The following is a 17,486-nucleotide window of genomic DNA, read 5'->3' on the forward strand; positions in this document are numbered from 1 at the left end:
CTAACTGCCTGAAAGGGTGAAGACCACCGGCACGTCAACGTTAAGCGCTTCCGTGACCGCGAGTTTCATGCCGATTAAAGCGTCCGCGGCTTTTCGTGCCGCACGGTTAAGCAGTACCGACGCATGCGGCTTTTTAACCGTGACCGCCGTCACGGTGCCGGCGGCGTCGATGTTGACGGTGAGAAGCACCTCACCTTCAGTGCCCGTCTGGCGGGCGCGCCGCGGATAGCGTTTGTGTTCGTTAATGACCGCAACAATGACGGCAAGCGCCTTGGAGCGCTCCTGGGCGGAATTGCCGGCTTTTTCCGGGTTCACGGCAACGGCTGATGCCCCTTTGCCGGCACCGGTTTGCGCTGCGGCCGGCACCGTTTTTTCGACGGCAGCAGGGGCCTGAGGCTTAACTTTGGGACTGACGGGCTTTACTCGTTTCCGGGCCTCAGCCGCCTTTTTGGGTACGGGCTTCGGTTTAACGGCGGGTTCGGGCTCCACGGGTTTCACCTCGGGCGCAGGAGCCGCTTCAACGGGTTTGACGGGCGTGGGCTTTGCGGCAATCGTAAAGTCGCTTTTCTCTGCCGTATGTTCAATGATTTTTTCTTTGACGGGCGCGGGGACCATTTCAATGGTGACTGTCGTTTCCTCTTTGAAAATCCCCTTGGTGAGTTCCGGCACGGCAATCGCTTTTTCCGCAAACCGTAAAAGCACGGCGGCAACGAATAACAGCCCCACTGCGCCCACTACTGTGCGTGTGAGCCGCGTTGCCCTGAGAATTTCCTTACTGCCCCCGGCCATCGTCACTGCTGCTCCTTGTCGGAGCTTCCGGTGATGTCGCCGGGCTCGCGCGTACTGATCACAAAGCGCCCGGAGCGCTTGACCTTCGCAAGATCCAAAACCGACACGAAACTTGCAAACGATGCCTTCTCGTCCATAAAGATGTTGAGAAGATTCTCAGGATCCGCGTCAAGTGCTGCGGCAAGTCCCTTGAGATCGGTTTTTTCATCGCCGAGCCAGAGGCTGCCGTCAGCCTTTACCGAAAGAACGAGTTCTCTACGCTCAGCGTGCTCTTCGGCATTTTTGGCTTCCGGCAGAATGATTTCCAGTACCGGGCGGGAAAAGCTCATCGTCAGAACGAAAAAGATGATGAGCATGAAGAGACAGTCAATCAGGGGCGTGAGATCGATCTGCGGCTCTTCCTCGAAGTTGTCAAAGAGGTTCGGGCCCATGGCGCACCTCACGAACGGCAGACGGGACAGGTGCCCTCAGCCGTTTCCTGTCCTGCGGCGTGCTGCCCGAGGTGAAGGCGCCGGCAGACTTCAAGCGCGCGGTAGCTGTGTTCGATCGCCTCGATGTGAAAGCCCCGGAACTTGAGCATGAGGTAGTAGTAGCACATCAGTACGGGAATCGCGATCGTCAGTCCCATGATCGTGGTGATGAGCGCAGACCAGATGCCGGAAGCCAGGACCGAGGCGTTCGCCTGTGTCACGTCACTCATGCTGCGGAAAACGTCCACCATCCCCCAGACGGTGCCGAGAAGTCCCAGAAGCGGGGAGATGACAGCGATGAGTTTTAACCAGCAAAGGCCGTTACTGACACGCTTAAAGTTGCGGTAAAAGAGATATCCCACCTCGGCACGGATGTCATCGGAGTGATGCGAGTGGGTGGAGACGATGTCGTAGATGATGCGGATCAGGGGGTTGGCGCGGTTGGGATCAATGTCACGCAGACAGCGGTCGCGGCCTTTTTCCAGATCCAGAAAGTCATGCTTGAAGTTACGCCACACGGCGGACATGTAAAAGAGCTGCCACAGGCCCACGTAGAGCGCAAAAAGCGCCACAACGCAAAGCGCAAGGCCCGCAGGGCCGATCAGGCGGTAGAGGGCATCAAAGCCCGCGACGGAAACTTCCATGGTACTTCTCAAGGTAAATGACGGAATAAGGGACGGCCCGGCAGAAAACGCGAAACTTTTCCGCTTGGCCGTCCGTGGGCGCTGTCAGGCAAAAAGGGGCGCCATCGCTTCGGCGGCGTGCGCCAGATCACTTCTGTCCGGATGGGTGTCCGCGGCCTTGCGGCGTGCCTCACGCTCGGGCGTCACCTTGCCGCCCATCATCTGCGTCATGCGGTCAAAAACCTCTGAGTCGATGCGGCCCTGGCACAGAAACGTTGCTTTGAGCGTGTTGTTTTTGCCCAGCGCGGCGACTTCACCGGAGACTTTTTTGGCCCAGGCCTGCGCCCTCGGGTCTTCGGGTTCGGCGCCCATCGTGATGAAGGTCCCGATGGTTTTACCGGTCACACGCGCGGCAAAGGCCTTCATGTCTTCGGGCGCATCCCCCTTGTCGCACCAAAAACCCAGAAGCACGGTGCTGAAGCCCGTGAGATCAGAGGGGGCCGTCTCCGGCGTATAGAGAACGCCCGCGGCATAGGCGTCTGCGAGCCAATGCCCGACGATGCGGGTGTTGCCCGTGACGCTTGAAACCACAACAAGCGCTTTTGCTTCGTTTGTCATAGAAATTCCGCGAGGAAACCCGCGTCTTCAGACGCGGGAGGAATCGCGGCCCTCCTTTCTCAGTTCAGTTAAAAACATCTTGCGCTTCTCAAGAAGCGAAAGTTTCTTGTAGGAAATACCGGCAGAAATCTTTGTACCGTTCAGACGGCGCACATCGAATGCACCCGAGGAGCGTCTGCCAAAAATAAAGCCGACTTCCCCTTTGCACAGCACCTTGTCAAAGAGCCTGAAGCCGTGCACTAGGTACGGAGCCTGATGGCGCTTGCGCACACCGCCTTTGAGAATCGTCAGCTTGTGGATCTGGCGATTGTGGCGGCGCGTCTGTTTCTGAAACAGGTATTCGCCCCGACGTTTTGCGTCGAGGACGCCGGCAATGCAGAAAGCGTCCGCGCAATGCGTCTTCGGCAAGCCCGCGACGATGCGCTTGTGTTTGGTCAGATACCCGTAGGTATTCGTGACAGGCAATTCGGGATGGCGCTCGCGCAGGCGGTTGAGCACCGTCCAACGCATGATGCCCATGAAAGTCTCTGCCCTGAAAGAAGCGCCGCGCCGGGGACTGAACTGCTTCAACTTGCCTGCGTGATACGCCTTGTGGCACGCCTCGCACAGTGTGATGAGGTTGCCCGGCGCGTCGCCTCCCGTTTTCCGACTCTCAATGTGATGCACGTTGAGAATCAGATCTTTCGATCTGCCTTTGCAGGCTTGGCAAACGTGACCGTCGCGGAACAGCACATATTCGCGCACGTTCCAAAAGCCAAGCTGCTCGCCCTGCTGATAGTCCGTGCCTTCGACTTCGGGATTCTTGATCTTCTGAATGTCGAAGGATGCGGTTTCAATCACGATATTGGTGATCGGAAGCACTCGGCAAACCGCTTCAATGCGCGATATGTGCGCCTGAATGCGGTTCTCCACGGACGGCGCAAGCCAGCCCTTGTGCTTCGATCGAACGCGGTTGTCGAAGCGTGGTGCGCGGTAGCGCGTCTTGCGATTGCGTCGGGCGCGGCGAAGTGCCAAGCGATCCGAGAGCAAGCCCGTCACGTCCTGCCGCAGTTCGACCTCGGAAGCCAACAACTCTTCCTTGGCGGTCGTTGCGCTCAGGCCGACGTGCTTGTAGCCCGCATCCACACCCAAGGTGATCGGCTGCTTGGTTTCGCCCGTCGGCACCGTCAGTTGAATCACAAAGGGCGTTCGGCGCACAGGCACGGCCTTCCCGGCCCGAAGCAGCTTACGCGCCTTGGGCGGGGAGCACGGCATGAGCGGTTGCCCGCGCATATTCAACACAAAAACTTTCAAAGTGTTCTCCATTGACGGATACCTCACGGGCTCCGTCTGCTCGACCTTGCGGTCGGTGGTGATCCTTCGCCAATGTTGGAAGGGGTTTGTTGTCTGAAGCACCGCTCCTACCTCTCAGAGCTTTTAACCGCAGACCGCAGAGCGCGGGACTAGGATCGACATCCCGCGGTGCCTGTTTGCGTCCCGTCTTGCGACGGAACGGATTCCCAACCAACGGAGTCCGTCCGAAAACGGACTGAGGCTAGTCAACCAAGACTTGTTGCCAAGCCTCTGACTTCAGTCAGGGGTAGTTGACTCTTACGTATTCCTTTGGTAACTTCGCAGAGTGTCCTGTCAGTCAGGAACCAAAGCAGAAAGCGGCCTTAGCCTTATGAAAGGCTTCGACAACACTATCGATAAGCTGATGGTTTTCGCGTCCGACATAGACAGAAAACGCCACGGATCCGTCATTGCAGAAGAACTGCACGGAATGCGATTCTCGTCCCATAAAGGGCATTGTGACAAATGCGGCGGCCGCGATGTCTTCGTACTTGATGTGGCCTCCGGCAACGGCGTCTTTCTGCAGGATGTTGTAGTAGCCGCGGGCGCACTTGCCGGTGGAAAGTTTGGTCTGAATCTCAAAGACGTGACCGGCGTGGACAATAAAAAGCGTCACCTTCTGCCAGGAGGCAAGTTCCGCCCAGAGCGCCTCAAAGCGCTCTGCGATGCTGCCCGTGACAAAGGCGACGGCGTCGTCGGGCATTTTCTGTGCCGACGCAAGTTCCGTGGTGTTAAGGGCTTTTGCGACCGTGGCAAGCGTCACGGGAAAAGGTGCCTTCATGAGTTCTTCGATCTTTGCGGCTTCTTCGTGGGTTGCGGCAATTTTTTCAGTCATGGCTGACTCCTGTCGGTTTTTAAGAGTGAACGGGTTGGTCCTGAAGCATTGCCATGTCTAGCGCTCTGTCGCAGCAGGCAAGCAGTTCCAGGTCATGGGTGATGAGAAAAACGGCGCGGCCTTTTTCGGCTTCTTTTTTAAGAAGCCCGGCAATTGCCTGCATGTTGGCGCCGTCCAGGCCGCTCGTCGGTTCGTCCAGAATGAGAATCCCCGGTTTTTTCGCGAGCGCACAGGCAATGACGGTGCGCTGCTTTTCGCCGCCGGAGAGGCTCTGAGGGTGACGGAGGGCCAAATGCGTGAGGTTGAGGCTTTCGAGAATTTCGCGGGCAAAGGCTTTGTCAGCTTCCGTAAGATGCGCCTTTTTAAAGCGTGCAAGCCACCCGCCTTTCCGGCGCATGAGGCTTGTTTTCTGTGCGGCCACCGCGCTTTCGATTTCTTCAAGGACCGTCCTCATCTGAAGCTGATGGTCGGCGTTCTGAAGCACAAGTCCAGTGTGAGGCATCAGAGCGCCTTTGTCGCCTGAGAGGTCACGGCCTGAGAGCGTAAAGCGTCCGTGCTGCGGGGTGTTAAGCCCCGTGAGAATGCGGGCAAGCGTCGTTTTTCCAGCGCCGTTTTTTCCGATTAAAGCCGTGATGCCGGGCTTCACGGCAAAGCTCACGTTTTTAAAAATCGGCTTTTCCGGCACGTAGGCAAAGTCAAGGTCTTCAGCACTGAAGACGGCGTCCGCTGTTTTGGGAGCAACTCCCCTTGTGACCGCTACCCGGGGCAGCGTCACGCGCGCGTCTTCCACCACGTCCCTACGTAACCCGAGACGGCTTCGGAGCAAGGGGTCGCTGAGAATGGAGTAGGGCCCCGTTTCCCGGATTTCGCCCTTTTGCATGATGATAACGGCATCGGCGGCATCCCTGAGCCAGTAGAGGCGGTGGTCCACCACGAGAATTGCGCAACCCTGGTGCTTGAGTTCAATGAGGGTCTGCGCGAGCGCAGCGGTTGCTTCCGGATCGAGGTTGGCGCTCGGTTCGTCAAGAATGAGGACCTTGGGGCCGAGAGCCAGAATGTCGGCTAAGCCAACCTTCTGCTTCTGGCCCTCGGAAAGCGCATGAATGTCCTGCTTTACAAGACTTTCGATACCCACACGGCGGGCGGCTGCGTCAACGCGCTCAGTGATAGCGTCGGCGGGAACGCCGCGGCTGCGCAAAGCAAACGCGATTTCATTTCCCACGTTTAACGCGAAAAACTGCTCTTCCGGATCCTGAAAAAGGGTTCCGATGTCTTCGGCGAGTTCGGCAACCGGTGTCTGCGAGACGTTTTTCCCGGCGACTGTCATGCTCCCGGTGACCGTGCCGCCGTAAACCTGAGGCGCAAGGCCGTTGGTCAGCCGCATGAGCGTCGTTTTTCCGCACCCCGAAGCCCCCGTGACGATCTTGAGTTCCCCGGGTTTGACGGTAAAGGAAATGTTTCGGACCGCATCGTGATCGGTGTGGGCGTAGCGGTAGGTGACGTTATCAAAGGTGATCATCTTTCACTCCTTACCGGATCACCGGGCCCGTGCCCGCGAGCACGTGCCTCAAAAAGATTTCGCAGAGGATGACGGCCGCTGCGGCAATGACGGTTGCCGCGAGAATCCGGGCGTCAAGACTGGTCATTGTCTGCCCGTCACTGCGCATCGTGCGGCTGCGGGTGCCGAGGCCCTTGAGTTCTGAGGCTACCCCGAGCGTTTCAGAGGACTTGAGCGCCCGGAAAAGCACAGGCGCGAGAATGAGGCGCGCCGAAAGCACGGGCTGCACCGTGAGCATCGCCGGCCCCAGGGGCCAGCCTTTGATCCTGAGCGTTTCCCAGACCTGCTTGATGTCATTGGTGAAGGTCGGGATAAAGCGCAGCATCACGGTGACCGGCAGAAAGATGTAAAAGGGGAGACGGATACGCTCAAGCGTTGCCATCAGATCCTCTATGTGCGTTGTGAGCGCGAGAACCATCACCACGTTCATCATCGAGAGGCCGCGCAGAAACGGGATGATGAGTGACTTTACGGAAATGCCGCCCATTGCCGGAAAGATTTCCCCGAGGGCTGCGCCGCACAAAACGGCCACACCCATTGTCACGGCCATCACGCCGTAAAGAACGGCCAGAAGTCCCGGACGGCGGATTAAAAGCGCGTAGACAAGTGTTGCGGCAAATAAGACGAGCTGCCCGATAAGGCCGGAAGCCGCAACCGTAAGAACCGCGGTCACCAAGGTCACCGCGAGCTTTGTGCGTGCGTCAAGCCTTCGCATCAGGTTCGTTTCATCAGCCGCCGCTTTAGCGAACAAATCCCGCATGTCTTAATTCTCCGACCGTTTTCCAACCGAACCAAAGACCCGCGAGGCTTCCGGCGTAGCCCAAAAGCACAATCGGGATGATGACTGACATCAGCTGCGGGCTTTCCCGCAAAAAGAGGTACGAGACGATCAGTGACGCGCCTTTTCCGGTGACGTCAAACATACCCGCCGCGACCCAGGGCGCCCAGGCAGTGGCTGCGCCCCCGGTGAGTTTCACAAAAAGTTCGCCGACTAAGGCACCGAGGAGCGCTGCAGGCAGCAGCGTGAGACTTCCGCCCATGAGGCAAACGCTTACGATCATGCTCACGGCCGTAAAAAGCAACAGCGTTCCCGCTTTCGGAATCTTTGTGAGAAGCACGATCAAAAGCGTTGTGAAGACGAGGTTTTTCGCCACAAGCGACACGGGATTCATCCCGCCGCCCGCAAGCGCAATCAGAAGACTTGAGAGCTTTGCGGCTGCGGCAAAGACGCCGATTAAGACGAGCTCCCTTGACTCCCAGTAGCGTTTTTTAAGACTTGTCATGTTCTTTGTTTCTTTGTGGGTGATCCCCTGGGCGGCAGACTCCCTGAGGGCCGCCCGGGGGAATGTTTCATCAGAAGCGGGCGTTCATCTTCAGACTGAAGTAACGGGCCGGTTCATAAATCGACTGATTGTCCTGGTACTTCTTGTCAAAGATGTTGTAGAGACCTGCATCCAGCGAGTACTGCTTCTGAGACCCGAAGGAGACGCCTGCCGTGAGGTTTAAGGTCGTGGCGCCGCCCAGGCGGTAAGCTGAAGAGCTCCCGGCGACCCCGTCGTCATACTTTGTGGCAGTCTGGCTGTGTGCGTAAAGATCCGTGCGCAGTGCGAGTGCATCGTAGGACCCCGTCCAGCGCACGCCGTAGCGCGCCACGATTTCGGGTGTTGCCGTGTCATAGGTCTTAAAGCCCACACCGTTGTCGTACTGGCGGCGGATCCACGTGACGTTGGCATACGGTTCAAAACCGGTCAGGCCGATGCGGTAGGCGGCAGAAAGCTCAACGCCGAAGGTTTTCGCTTTGGCAATGTTGGCGTAACGTTTGTTGACGGGACCGTCCGCGACAGCGGCGATGTAGTCATCGGCAAGCGAGAGAAATGCTGCCGTATCGAGCATCAGGCCACCGCGGATAAAGCGGGCGCCGATTTCAAAGTTGTCGCTTGTTTCGGGATCAAGATCCGGATTGCCGTAGGTCATCCCCATCGAAGAGCCCATCGACGTGGGGATATAGCGTTCCTGCAGAAGCGGCGCACGGAAGCCCTGACTCCATAAAGCGCGCAGCGTCAGGTCTTCAATACCCGTCCAGGTGATGCCGGCGTTGAAAATCACACGGTCATCACTTTGATTGCCGGCGGTATCCGTTTTTGTACCCGGTTTTCCGGCATTCATTCCGAGAGCGTATTTCTTCACGCTGTAGGCATCATCCATGTCGGTTTTGACATAGGTGTAACGGGCACCATAGTTGAGTGTGAAATCGGCGGGCAGCGTCGTTTCCATAGAGGCGAAGAGGGCATGCGTCTGCATGCTGCCGTTGTAGACGCCGTCATTGTTGTAATAAAGCGAGCCGACAGGGTGATTCATCATCAGCGCGCCCATAGGTCCGAGAGTGCTGATGGTGTTGCTGGTGGCCTTGAGCTCATCACGGTTGTATTCGTAACCCGCCACCAGATAATTGGATTCGCCGAGCTGCCAGTCCGACTGAAGGGAGAAGCCGTACTGATCGGTTTCATTGTCTGCATAGTTGTCAACCGTAAACGGCATGTCGGAGCCTGCAACGTGGTTGAGCATGTTTTTGGTGCTCTTCTGGTAGAACACGTCGGCTCTTATGCGGGAGAGGTACTCACCGAGGTTTCTGAAATCGGCAAAAAGCCCGACCTTGTCACGCTTCCATTCCGGAACGTCCACTAAGAAATCTTCGTAGCCGGGCATGGCGCTTCCCGACATGAATTCCATGTCAAAGTGATCAAGCGTGAGGCCCACCGTCTTGTTTTCATCGATATCGTAGGAAAGAAAACCGTTGACGCCGGCGGATTTAAACCCGGTTTTGGTCATGTCGCCTGCGGGGGTTCTCAGGTCATCGCCCTTTTCGTGCGCAACGCCCAATCGGTATTTCCAGCCGTCGATGTTACCGGCAACATAGGCGGAGGCCGAAACCCCGTTGGAGGAATTATCGAGTCCTGCGGAAACTCCGGCTTCAAAGGGCTTTGAGCCGCCTTTTTTGGTGATGATGTTCACGGCGCCGCCGATTGCGTCAGAACCGTACAGGACGGAAGCCGGCCCCTTGATGACTTCAATGCGTTCGATCATTGCGGGGTCGATGAGCATGGGAGAGCCCGACATCGATTTGTGTTCGGCAATCTTTTGCCCGTCAATCATCACCAGGGTGCGGAAGGTGTCTTCGCCGCGCACCTTGATGCGCTTCATGCCTTGACCGCCGTCATTGTTGATGCGTACGCCCGGGACGTCTTTTAAAAGGTCGCCTACGGTTCGTGCGTCTGACTTCGCAATATCTTCGGCCGTGATGACGGAGACCGACATATTGACGTCCATCAGTTCCTGCTCGACGCGGCTTGCGGTCACCTTCACGTTTTCCGTGGTGACGGTGTCTGCGTCCTGCGCCTGAGCCGTTGTGCCGACGGCAAGCGCTGCGGTGACGGCAGCGGCCGTGAGGGTGAGGTTGCTGTACTTCATGGTGTTTCCTTGGTTACTCAGTCAGAGTCAGTCCGGCCGCCTCCTTTTTCGCGGTCAGGAAACTGACGGTTGTGAGCGTTTTGTCACCCTGCTCAGGCGGGCTTCAGGTCGGCTCTAAACCTTGGGGAGGCTCTAAGCCCAAGACGGACGTTTTGAAAAAAGGTTTATGCGGCCAGTGCTTCTTTTCTGAGCGCTTTGCCGATCAGATCAACGAGAAGCTGCGCAAGGGTCACGTGCCAGAACTGGCCGGCCACGGTCTGAACAAGCCAGTCGCCCGTGCGTGTAACAAGGCCTGCATCTTCCCACTGCGACGTCACTTCCCGGGTAAGCGCATCAACGTCAACGCCGAAACGCTCACTGATGCACGGGAGGTTGATGGCACCGGACTCCATGTCGGAAGAAACGGTTCTCAGCAGTGCCCAGTTCGGACCCGGGGCCGTCATCACCATCACGGGTTTGAGCCCGGCGTCAACACCTGCGCTCCAGTCGGCAAGGCTTCGGTTCATCATGAAGCCGTAGCCCTTCAGACGGCCACCCGCACCGCAGCCGAACGCAAGGCAGTCGCAGGCGCTTTTACCGAGTTCGTTATAGATGTTGCGTTCGCGGTTTGTCTGCCGCCAGTGGTTGTTGGAAAGCCGGTGCCACTGATGCGCCGTGAGGACTTCAACGGATTTGGCAAACATGTCGGCTTTCTGTGCCGTGTCCGCAGCCGCCGGGAGTTTGCCGTTGGCGATGTATTTGGCAAGAGGCGACTTTTCAAAAACATTTAACTGGTAGCAGTCAACGCCGTCCAGGGGCAGCGTCATCGCGGTGGCAAGGTCGTCTTCCCAGACTTCCATTGTCTGGCCCGGAAAACCGTAAATGAGGTCAATGACAACGGCGGCGTTATCGTAGGAGCAGAGCTTTTCAAGCCGGCTGATGAGGGCATCACGGCCGTCCACGCGCTGCACGGACTGTCGCACCTGAGTGTTAAAAGTCTGAACGCCCAGACTGAAGCGGTTGACGCCGCCCGCAAGCGCCGCTTCCATCTTGGCGTCTTCAAAGTGGTGAATGCGGCCTTCAAGCGTGATTTCGCAGTCGTTTGCAAGCGGCAGGTGTTCGTGCACGGCTTTAAGCACCGCCTTCAGATCCTCAGAAAGCAGCGCCGTGGGCGTGCCGCCTCCGAAGTAAACCGCGTGAATCAGCCCCGAATTCTGTGCGGCCCTGTCGCTCCAGAGCTCAATCTCACGAATCAGGCGCCGAGCGTATTCGCGGCTTGCGTCTTCCTTGAAGGGATTCTGATAAAAGAGGCAGTAAAGGCAGCGGGTTTCACAGAAAGGGACGTGAAAGTAGGCTAGCCCCTTGCCGCTTCGCGGCTCTTCCCAGAGTTCAGAGAGGCGCTTTTGTGCGGCTTCTCCCATCAGGGGCATGCCGCCCGGTCCCGAATGAATCACGGCTTTGGCCTTAAACGCCGCGTGCAGGGGATCGGCACTGTCGGCAAAGTAAGCCGAAATGCCGCCCGCATTGACGGCCTCTGTCATGGCGCGGGCGCCGGACTCAAACGTATCCTGATTGGCGCTTTTGGGAATGGAAGAGGGATGCATTACTCAATTGCCTCTGTGTTTTCTGTGATTGTATGCAAATAAGAATCTAAATAAGAATCATTCGCAATGTATGATAACTCAAACAACGGCGATTTTAAGCATGGCATCAGAAAACTGTCAATGCGATATTTCCGGGGAATAAAAAACCGCACGGTTGTGCGGTTTCTGAAGGATGCTAATCGCTGTCCTTTTCAGCAGTCTTTACGGCCTGCCGGCTTCTGCGGCGGGCCCGCTTAAATTCGCCCTGCAGCTTCTCGGTGTAGCTTTTCACCTTCATTTCCGCGAGATCAATCAGAAGCAGTGCGGCAAGCAGAGTGGGGAAGATCCCGTAGGCGAGTGCCTGAACGGTCGCTTCACTGCCGGCACCGAGCCGGTAGGAAAGGCAGAGCAGAAAAGAGCACCACCAAAGCTTCATCAGCAGGTTCCCCGGGCGCAGGCGCAGGGCGTCACGCAGTGCCGTCACGCGTTCTTCCTGCGTGAGCATCTGACGGAAAATCCACAGAAAGACGATGATGTTTGCGAGTGCCGCGAAATTGATCCAGTCGGAAACGGACATAGTGTATGGCTGTAAAGCTCTGGCTCTTAAAAACGGTTCTGAACCGTACGCCGCTCATTATAAGGAGGCGTTACTTCGCGTCCGGATTCGGATCCTTGTCTTCAAAGAAACCCGGGTTCGGATTGGGAAGCGCTGAAACACAGCGGAAAACAATGACAGCCTCCGAGCCCGGTTTTCCGTCACGCTTTTGGCTTACGGCATCAAGAGGCTGCGCACTCTTGTCGCTTTTCTGACAGTAATCCTGCGCATAGTCGTTTACATACTCACGCACGCGGATTGCCATGTCTTCCCAGGGCCAGACGGCATAAAACTGCCAGGTGTCGCCCATCACGTTGGAGAGTTTTTCTTCCCGCTGATCGTAGAGAGCGGAGCGCCCGGAAAGATCGGCGCAACCCGAAAGTGCGGCTGCTGCAAGGCATAAAGCCAAAACTGCTTTTGTCATAGAAATTCCGCGAGGAAACCCGCGTCTTCAGACGCGGGAGGAATCGCGGCCCTCCTTTCTCAGTTCAGTTAAAAACATCTTTCGCTTCTCAAGAAGCGAAAGTTTCTTGTAGGAAATACCGGCAGAAATCTTTGTACCGTTCAGACGGCGCACATCGAATGCACCCGAGGAGCGTCTGCCAATAATAAAGCCGATTTTCCCTTTGAACAGCACCTTGTCAAAGAGCCTGAAGCCGTGCACTAGGTACGGAGCCTGATGGCGCTTGCGCGCACCGCCTTTGAGAATCGTCAGCTTGTGTTTCTGGCGATTGTGGCGGCGCGTCTGTTTCTGAAACAGGTATTCGCCCCGACGTTTTGCGTCGAGGACGCCAGCAATGCAGAAAGCGTCCGCGCAATGGGTCTTTGGCAAGCCCGCGACGATGCGCTTGTGTTTGGTCAGATACCCGTAGGTATTCGTGACAGGCAATTCGGGATGGCGCTCGCGCAGGCGGTTGAGCACCGTCCAACGCATGATGCCCATGAAAGACTCTGCCCTGAAAGAAGCGCCGCGCCGGGGACTGAACTGCTTCAACTTGCCTGCGTGATACGCCTTGTGGCACGCCTCGCAGAGCGTAATGAGGTTGCCCGGCGCGTCGCCTCCCGTTTTCCGACTCTCAATGTGATGCACGTTGAGAATCAGATCTTTCGATCTGCCTTTGCAGGCTTGGCAAACGTGACCGTCGCGGAACAGCACATATTCGCGCACGTTCCAAAAGCCAAACTGCTCGCCCTGCTGATAGCCTTCGCCTTCAATCTCCGGGTTTTTGATCTTCTGAATGTCGAAGGATGCGGTTTCAATCACGATTTTGGTGATCGGAAGCACTCGGCAAACCGCTTCAATGCGCGATATGTGCGCCTAAATGCGGTTCTCCACGGCCGGCGCAAGCCAGCCCTTGTGCTTTGATCGAACGCGATTATCAAAACGCGGCGCACGGTAGCGGGTCTTGCGATTGCGTCGGGCGCGGCGAAGTGCCAAGCGATCCGAGAGCAAGTCCGTCACGTCCTGCCGCAGTTCGACCTCGGAAGCCAACAACGCTTCCTTGGCGGTCGTTGCGCTCAGGCCGACGTGCTTGTAGCCCGCATCCACACCCAAGGTGATCGGCTGCTTGGTTTCGCCCGTCGGCACCGTCAGTTGAATCACAAAGGGCGTTCGGCGCACAGGCACGGCCTTCCCGGCTCGAAGGAGCTTACGCGCCTTGGGCGGGGAGCACGGCATAAGCGGTTGCCCGCGCATATTCAACACAAAAACTTTCAAAGTGTTCTCCATTGACGGATACCTCACGGGCTCCGTCTGCTCGACCTTGCGGTCGGTGGTGATCCTTCGCCAATGTTGGAAGGGGTTTGTTGTCTGAAGCACCGCTCCTACCTCTCAGAGCTTTTAACCGCAGACCGCAGAGCGCGGGACTAGGATCGACATCCCGCGGTGCCTATTTGCGTCCCGTCTTGCGACGGAACGGATTCCCAACCAACGGAGTCCGTCCGAAAACGGACTGAGGCTAGTCAACCAAGACTTGTTGCCAAGCCTCTGACTTCAGTCAGGGGTAGTTGACATTAGCCCATCGCCTGCTTGTTAAGCATTGGAAGGAACCGAAGAACTGACGGTTGGAGAAACTTGCAGGAGAGGCAGGATATGCAGGCATTGTACGGCACCGGGTACGGCAATCGGCGCGATGTCCGCAGGGGCCGCATCTCCCTCAAAAACAAAGCGCGGCGTGCCGCCGGCAATGCCCGCCTTCACAATTGACTTGTGGTGCCTGAGGGCTGTTTGAGCTTCAAGTGCGTCTTTCGGAAAGTAAAAAGCCGTGAAGTTTTCGCCGGGCTTCTTCATCATCAGGGGGCACGTGACGGCGTTGGTGTCGAGAAAGTGCGAAAACGCTGCTCCGGGAAAGGCGTCTTTCAGTGCCAGGTACACGCAGTTTTCAATGAGTGCATTTTTGAGTTCCGGCGTAAGGTGCCCGGCCGTATCGGAAAACCAGACCGCAAGGCCCGGCGTATTCCAGAAAAGTTTCGGGCGCATCTTGGCGCGGCGCGGTGCCGGAGCGGAGGCAGCTTCGACGAGTTCCACCACACCGCAGTCCACAAGAAACCGGCACCAGTCGCGCGCGCAGGGCCCTGAAATCCCGCAGCGCGTGCCGATTCCGGCCCAGTTCATGCCGCGGGCGGTGTAGTCCGAGAGGACTTTGAGATAACTGAAAAACGTCCCCGGATCCCGCACCCGCAGTACTGGCAGCACCTCGTCATAAAAGAAGCGGTGAAACCAGGCGCTCCAGTACACCGAGGGCGTGGCGCGCAAGGGGCTGTCTGAGCCGATGCCGGCCGTCAGAAGCGCCGTACCGCAGGATCCCGCATGTCGCAATGACGCGTCGGCCGTGTCAAACGTAAGGGCCCGGGGCGCCGTGAGATAAGTCACCGTCAGTCTGATGCCGCGCTGATCACAGGTCTTTCTAAGCGCCGTCAGCCTGCGGCTTCCGATGTGGCCTGAAAGCGTGAGGCTGCGGGTATGCCAGAGATCAAGGTGCTTTACGGCTTCCGTGAGTACTTCAAAGGCCGCATGGATATGGTCGATGCAGAAGTCACGCCCGTACTGCTCAAGAAATTCAGCGGGAGACGCCCTGAAAAACCGCCAGGCACGGATGTCGGCAAGATCCACACGGTTGGCGGGCGCCTCCGGCGTATCAGTGATTTCCCGACCGGTCTCGGTGATCCGGAGAATCATCTCCGGCATCGGTCGTGCAGAGCGGATTTCTGTCGCTTCCATGGCGTGTCAAGAAAAAAATTCTATGAGTGAGGCTAAACCTTCAGGTCCCTAAAAGTACTGCACTTCACCTGTCCGGTCAAATTCCCGTGACGGACGAAACTTCCTGCTGCAACAAGGCATGAGGGGGCGTTTTCCGCGGATTAAGACTTGTTTCAGAATTCGAATTGTAAATCTATTGGTAGTTTGTTGAAGGTGGTGTAGCATCAACATCTTGTGTCAGAACTAAAAAACCAAAGGGTGAAAATGCAGGTATTGAAGAAGGACGGCAGCCTCGAGGATTTCTTCCCGGCCAAGATCATCAGCGCCATTCAGAAGGCGGCTTTCCGCTGTGACCGAAAGCTTGATGCGGAAACCCTTGAATCGATGGCCGAGACCGTGCGCAAGCGCTCCGAACACGAAGACAAAGTCAGTGTTGCGACGCTGCATGAACTCGTGATCGCCGTTTTGAGCAGCTTCGGCTTTAAGGATGTCGCCGACAGCTACGCCGAATACCGCTACTACCGCAGCAATTACGCAAAGACCTTTGAGCAGCTGCGGCAGGACGCCGATGATGTGCTGCGCCTCGGGGACCGCGAAAACGCAAACTTCGACAGTTCTCTGGTGAGTACGAAGGGCAGCCTCATCAAGGGTTACCTTACCAAGGAACTTTACCGTCAGTTTTATCTTTCCAAGACCGAAAAAACGCTCATCGACCGCGGCGACATCTATATCCACGACATGCGCGACATGATCCTGGGGTCGATCAACTGCTGCCTTTTTGACATCGGAAACCTCCTCAAAGGCGGTTTCGAAATGAGTAATGTCCGCTACACCGAACCCAAGACCGTTTTAAGCGCCCTGCAGGTGATCGGTGACGTGACGCTTGTGGCAACGGCGCAGCAGTTCGGGGGCTTTTCACTTCCTGAACTCGATAAGGTATTGCTTCCCTACGTCAAAAAGACCTACGCGGCGTTTGTGAAGAAGTACACCGAAGAGTGCGGGCTCCCGGAAGAAAAGGCCAAAGCCATTGCTCGCAAGGACACGCTGCGGGAGATCGAACAGGGCTTTCAGTCGCTTGAACACAAACTCAACACCGTTCCCTGCTCGCGCGGCGACTTCGCCTTTACGACGATTACGTTTGGCCAGTGGGATCCGAAACTTTCCGAAGAAGACCGCGACTGGCTCTTTGAAATCGGCCGCGCCATTCTCGTGACGCGCCGTGAAGGGCACGGGCCCAACCATCAGCCGGTGGTCTTTCCGAAGCTGAGTTTCCTCTACGATCAGAAGCAGATCGACGCGGACCCCTGGTCCAAGAAACTTTTTGACGAGGCGGTGAAGACATCGTGTCAGTGCATGTACCCGGACTATCTGTCGTTAAGCAGCAAGTACGGTGACGTCTCACGGCAGTTTCAAAAGTACGGGATTGTGGTAAGCGGCATGGGTTGCCGCGCCTACCTTTCCGAGTGGCACGATGAAAACGGCAAGTACGTTTCGGTGGGCCGCTGCAACATTGGTGCGGTGTCGCTGAACCTCCCGTTAATCATCAAACTCGTGCAGCTTGAGCATCCGAAGACCTGGCAGACGAAGTTTTGGGAGGTTCTCGATGAACGGCTTGAGGTGATCCGCGAATTCTTAAAGAAGCGCTACGACGCACTGCGCCATCAGAAGTGCTCCTCCAATCCCCTGGCCTTTACGCAGGGCGGCTTTTACGAGGGCACCAAGGATCCCGATGACGAAGTGGGGGATCTGGTGCGCTACATGACCGCAAGTTTCGGCATTACGGCTCTGGACGAATCCACGTACCTCTGGACCGGCAAGCGTCTCATTGAAGAGGGCGGCGTCTTCTCCAATCAGGTCTTAAAGCACATGAAGGAGAAAATCGGTCAGTTTAAGAAGGAAGACGGGTATCTGTACGCCATCTACGGTACGCCCGCCGAAAGTCTCTGCTACACGCAGGCCAAGCAGTACGACCGCTTCTGCCGTGAACGCGGCGTGGAAAATGTGTTTTTGAATACCCCGCACTATTCGCCGGAGTATTTCTCCAACAGCTTCCATGTGAACGTTACCGAAGACATCACGCCCTTTGAAAAGCAGGACGCGGAATTTAAGAACTTCCACGACTGCGAGGGCGGCCACATCATCTACTGCCGCATCGATAACCCCAACAACACGCAGGCGGTGCAAGCCATTGTCCGCCGCGGCATGGAGATGGGCTTTTATCAGGGTGTGAACTTTGACTCCGCCTACTGCAACACCTGCGGGCGCCACAGCACCAACGTGCAGCAGAAGTGTCCGTACTGCGGCAGCATGGATATTTCCGTGATTTCGCGTGTGTGCGGCTACCTCGGTTTCAGTAATGTGAACGGCCACACCCGCTTTAACGACGGCAAGAAGGCCGAGTGGCAGAACCGCGTGAGTATGTAAGGCGCACAGAGCT

At 56.9% G+C, this 17,486-nt stretch carries 15 protein-coding genes and 1 pseudogene; 1 reads left to right on the plus strand and 15 read right to left on the minus strand.

What is annotated here, in order from left to right:
* The 15 genes and pseudogenes from BQ7486_RS10630 to BQ7486_RS10700 all read right to left on the minus strand — a co-directional run bounded on the left by BQ7486_RS10630 (position 1) and on the right by BQ7486_RS10700 (position 15,037).
* A complete protein-coding gene (locus BQ7486_RS10630) occupies positions 1 to 789 on the minus strand; it encodes a TonB family protein (RefSeq protein ID WP_074009979.1) in 789 nt (262 codons plus the stop codon).
* 2 nt (positions 790 to 791) lie between these two features.
* Complete coding sequence (locus BQ7486_RS10635) at positions 792 to 1,220, minus strand: ExbD/TolR family protein (protein ID WP_074009980.1); 429 nt, start codon at positions 1,218 to 1,220, stop codon at positions 792 to 794.
* Positions 1,221 to 1,228: 8 nt separating this feature from the next.
* A complete protein-coding gene (locus BQ7486_RS10640) occupies positions 1,229 to 1,903 on the minus strand; it encodes a MotA/TolQ/ExbB proton channel family protein (protein WP_022373300.1) in 675 nt (224 codons plus the stop codon).
* 84 nt (positions 1,904 to 1,987) lie between these two features.
* Positions 1,988 to 2,500: a flavodoxin family protein gene (locus tag BQ7486_RS10645; protein WP_074009981.1), complete on the minus strand. Its 513-nt coding sequence runs from the start codon at positions 2,498 to 2,500 to the stop codon at positions 1,988 to 1,990.
* A gap of 27 nt (positions 2,501 to 2,527) precedes the next feature.
* The gene (gene iscB, locus BQ7486_RS10650; protein ID WP_204207020.1) at positions 2,528 to 3,805 is read right to left on the minus strand and encodes an RNA-guided endonuclease IscB; all 1,278 of its coding nucleotides are present in this window, start codon (positions 3,803 to 3,805) and stop codon (positions 2,528 to 2,530) included.
* Positions 3,806 to 4,130: 325 nt separating this feature from the next.
* Complete coding sequence (gene hutX, locus BQ7486_RS10655; RefSeq protein ID WP_084765910.1) at positions 4,131 to 4,667, minus strand: heme utilization cystosolic carrier protein HutX; 537 nt, start codon at positions 4,665 to 4,667, stop codon at positions 4,131 to 4,133.
* A gap of 19 nt (positions 4,668 to 4,686) precedes the next feature.
* On the minus strand, positions 4,687 to 6,186 hold the full coding sequence (locus BQ7486_RS10660) for an ABC transporter ATP-binding protein (RefSeq protein WP_074009983.1): 1,500 nt from the start codon (positions 6,184 to 6,186) through the stop codon (positions 4,687 to 4,689).
* 10 nt (positions 6,187 to 6,196) lie between these two features.
* Complete coding sequence (locus BQ7486_RS10665) at positions 6,197 to 6,985, minus strand: energy-coupling factor transporter transmembrane component T family protein (RefSeq protein ID WP_074009984.1); 789 nt, start codon at positions 6,983 to 6,985, stop codon at positions 6,197 to 6,199.
* Complete coding sequence (locus BQ7486_RS10670) at positions 6,966 to 7,508, minus strand: MptD family putative ECF transporter S component (protein WP_022373295.1); 543 nt, start codon at positions 7,506 to 7,508, stop codon at positions 6,966 to 6,968. The genes BQ7486_RS10665 and BQ7486_RS10670 overlap by 20 nt, the downstream gene beginning before the upstream one ends.
* Positions 7,509 to 7,578: 70 nt before the next feature.
* Positions 7,579 to 9,693 carry a TonB-dependent receptor plug domain-containing protein gene (locus BQ7486_RS10675; protein WP_074009985.1) on the minus strand — a complete coding sequence of 705 codons (2,115 nt, stop codon included), beginning with the start codon at positions 9,691 to 9,693 and terminating at the stop codon, positions 7,579 to 7,581.
* Between the two features lie 164 nt (positions 9,694 to 9,857).
* On the minus strand, positions 9,858 to 11,276 hold the full coding sequence (hutW, locus tag BQ7486_RS10680) for a heme anaerobic degradation radical SAM methyltransferase ChuW/HutW (protein WP_235836790.1): 1,419 nt from the start codon (positions 11,274 to 11,276) through the stop codon (positions 9,858 to 9,860).
* Between the two features lie 175 nt (positions 11,277 to 11,451).
* A complete protein-coding gene (locus BQ7486_RS10685) occupies positions 11,452 to 11,832 on the minus strand; it encodes a hypothetical protein (protein ID WP_074009986.1) in 381 nt (126 codons plus the stop codon).
* 70 nt (positions 11,833 to 11,902) lie between these two features.
* Positions 11,903 to 12,274, minus strand: coding sequence for a hypothetical protein (locus BQ7486_RS10690; protein WP_022373291.1), 372 nt, complete (start codon positions 12,272 to 12,274; stop codon positions 11,903 to 11,905).
* Between the two features lie 27 nt (positions 12,275 to 12,301).
* Positions 12,302 to 13,579 (minus strand): annotated as a pseudogene (iscB, locus tag BQ7486_RS10695) (RNA-guided endonuclease IscB).
* A gap of 303 nt (positions 13,580 to 13,882) precedes the next feature.
* Positions 13,883 to 15,037 (minus strand): DUF4143 domain-containing protein, encoded by a 1,155-nt coding sequence (locus BQ7486_RS10700; protein WP_162272265.1) that lies wholly within the window; start codon positions 15,035 to 15,037, stop codon positions 13,883 to 13,885.
* A 276-nt stretch (positions 15,038 to 15,313) separates the two neighbouring features.
* Here BQ7486_RS10700 and nrdD point away from each other — a divergent pair, with 276 nt between their 5' ends.
* Positions 15,314 to 17,473: an anaerobic ribonucleoside-triphosphate reductase gene (nrdD, locus tag BQ7486_RS10705; protein ID WP_074009987.1), complete on the plus strand. Its 2,160-nt coding sequence runs from the start codon at positions 15,314 to 15,316 to the stop codon at positions 17,471 to 17,473.
* Positions 17,474 to 17,486 lie beyond the last annotated feature (13 nt).

Source organism: Duodenibacillus massiliensis (genome assembly GCF_900128485.1).
In the GTDB taxonomy this organism is placed as follows: domain Bacteria; phylum Pseudomonadota; class Gammaproteobacteria; order Burkholderiales; family Burkholderiaceae_F; genus Duodenibacillus; species Duodenibacillus massiliensis.

Bases quoted from the DNA above. Each gene is read 5' to 3' on its own strand.
- BQ7486_RS10690 (WP_022373291.1), bottom strand. From the start codon at position 12,274: ATGACAAAAGCAGTTTTGGCTTTATGCCTTGCAGCAGCCGCACTTTCG.
- BQ7486_RS10645 (WP_074009981.1), bottom strand. From the start codon at position 2,500: ATGACAAACGAAGCAAAAGCGCTTGTTGTGGTTTCAAGCGTCACGGGC.
- BQ7486_RS10630 (WP_074009979.1), bottom strand. From the start codon at position 789: ATGGCCGGGGGCAGTAAGGAAATTCTCAGGGCAACGCGGCTCACACGC.
- BQ7486_RS10675 (WP_074009985.1), bottom strand. From the start codon at position 9,693: ATGAAGTACAGCAACCTCACCCTCACGGCCGCTGCCGTCACCGCAGCG.
- BQ7486_RS10660 (WP_074009983.1), bottom strand. From the start codon at position 6,186: ATGATCACCTTTGATAACGTCACCTACCGCTACGCCCACACCGATCAC.
- BQ7486_RS10670 (WP_022373295.1), bottom strand. From the start codon at position 7,508: ATGACAAGTCTTAAAAAACGCTACTGGGAGTCAAGGGAGCTCGTCTTA.
- BQ7486_RS10635 (WP_074009980.1), bottom strand. From the start codon at position 1,220: ATGGGCCCGAACCTCTTTGACAACTTCGAGGAAGAGCCGCAGATCGAT.
- BQ7486_RS10685 (WP_074009986.1), bottom strand. From the start codon at position 11,832: ATGTCCGTTTCCGACTGGATCAATTTCGCGGCACTCGCAAACATCATC.
- hutW (WP_235836790.1), bottom strand. From the start codon at position 11,276: ATGCATCCCTCTTCCATTCCCAAAAGCGCCAATCAGGATACGTTTGAG.
- BQ7486_RS10700 (WP_162272265.1), bottom strand. From the start codon at position 15,037: ATGCCGGAGATGATTCTCCGGATCACCGAGACCGGTCGGGAAATCACT.
- BQ7486_RS10665 (WP_074009984.1), bottom strand. From the start codon at position 6,985: ATGCGGGATTTGTTCGCTAAAGCGGCGGCTGATGAAACGAACCTGATG.
- iscB (WP_204207020.1), bottom strand. From the start codon at position 3,805: ATGGAGAACACTTTGAAAGTTTTTGTGTTGAATATGCGCGGGCAACCG.
- hutX (WP_084765910.1), bottom strand. From the start codon at position 4,667: ATGACTGAAAAAATTGCCGCAACCCACGAAGAAGCCGCAAAGATCGAA.
- nrdD (WP_074009987.1), top strand. From the start codon at position 15,314: ATGCAGGTATTGAAGAAGGACGGCAGCCTCGAGGATTTCTTCCCGGCC.
- BQ7486_RS10640 (WP_022373300.1), bottom strand. From the start codon at position 1,903: ATGGAAGTTTCCGTCGCGGGCTTTGATGCCCTCTACCGCCTGATCGGC.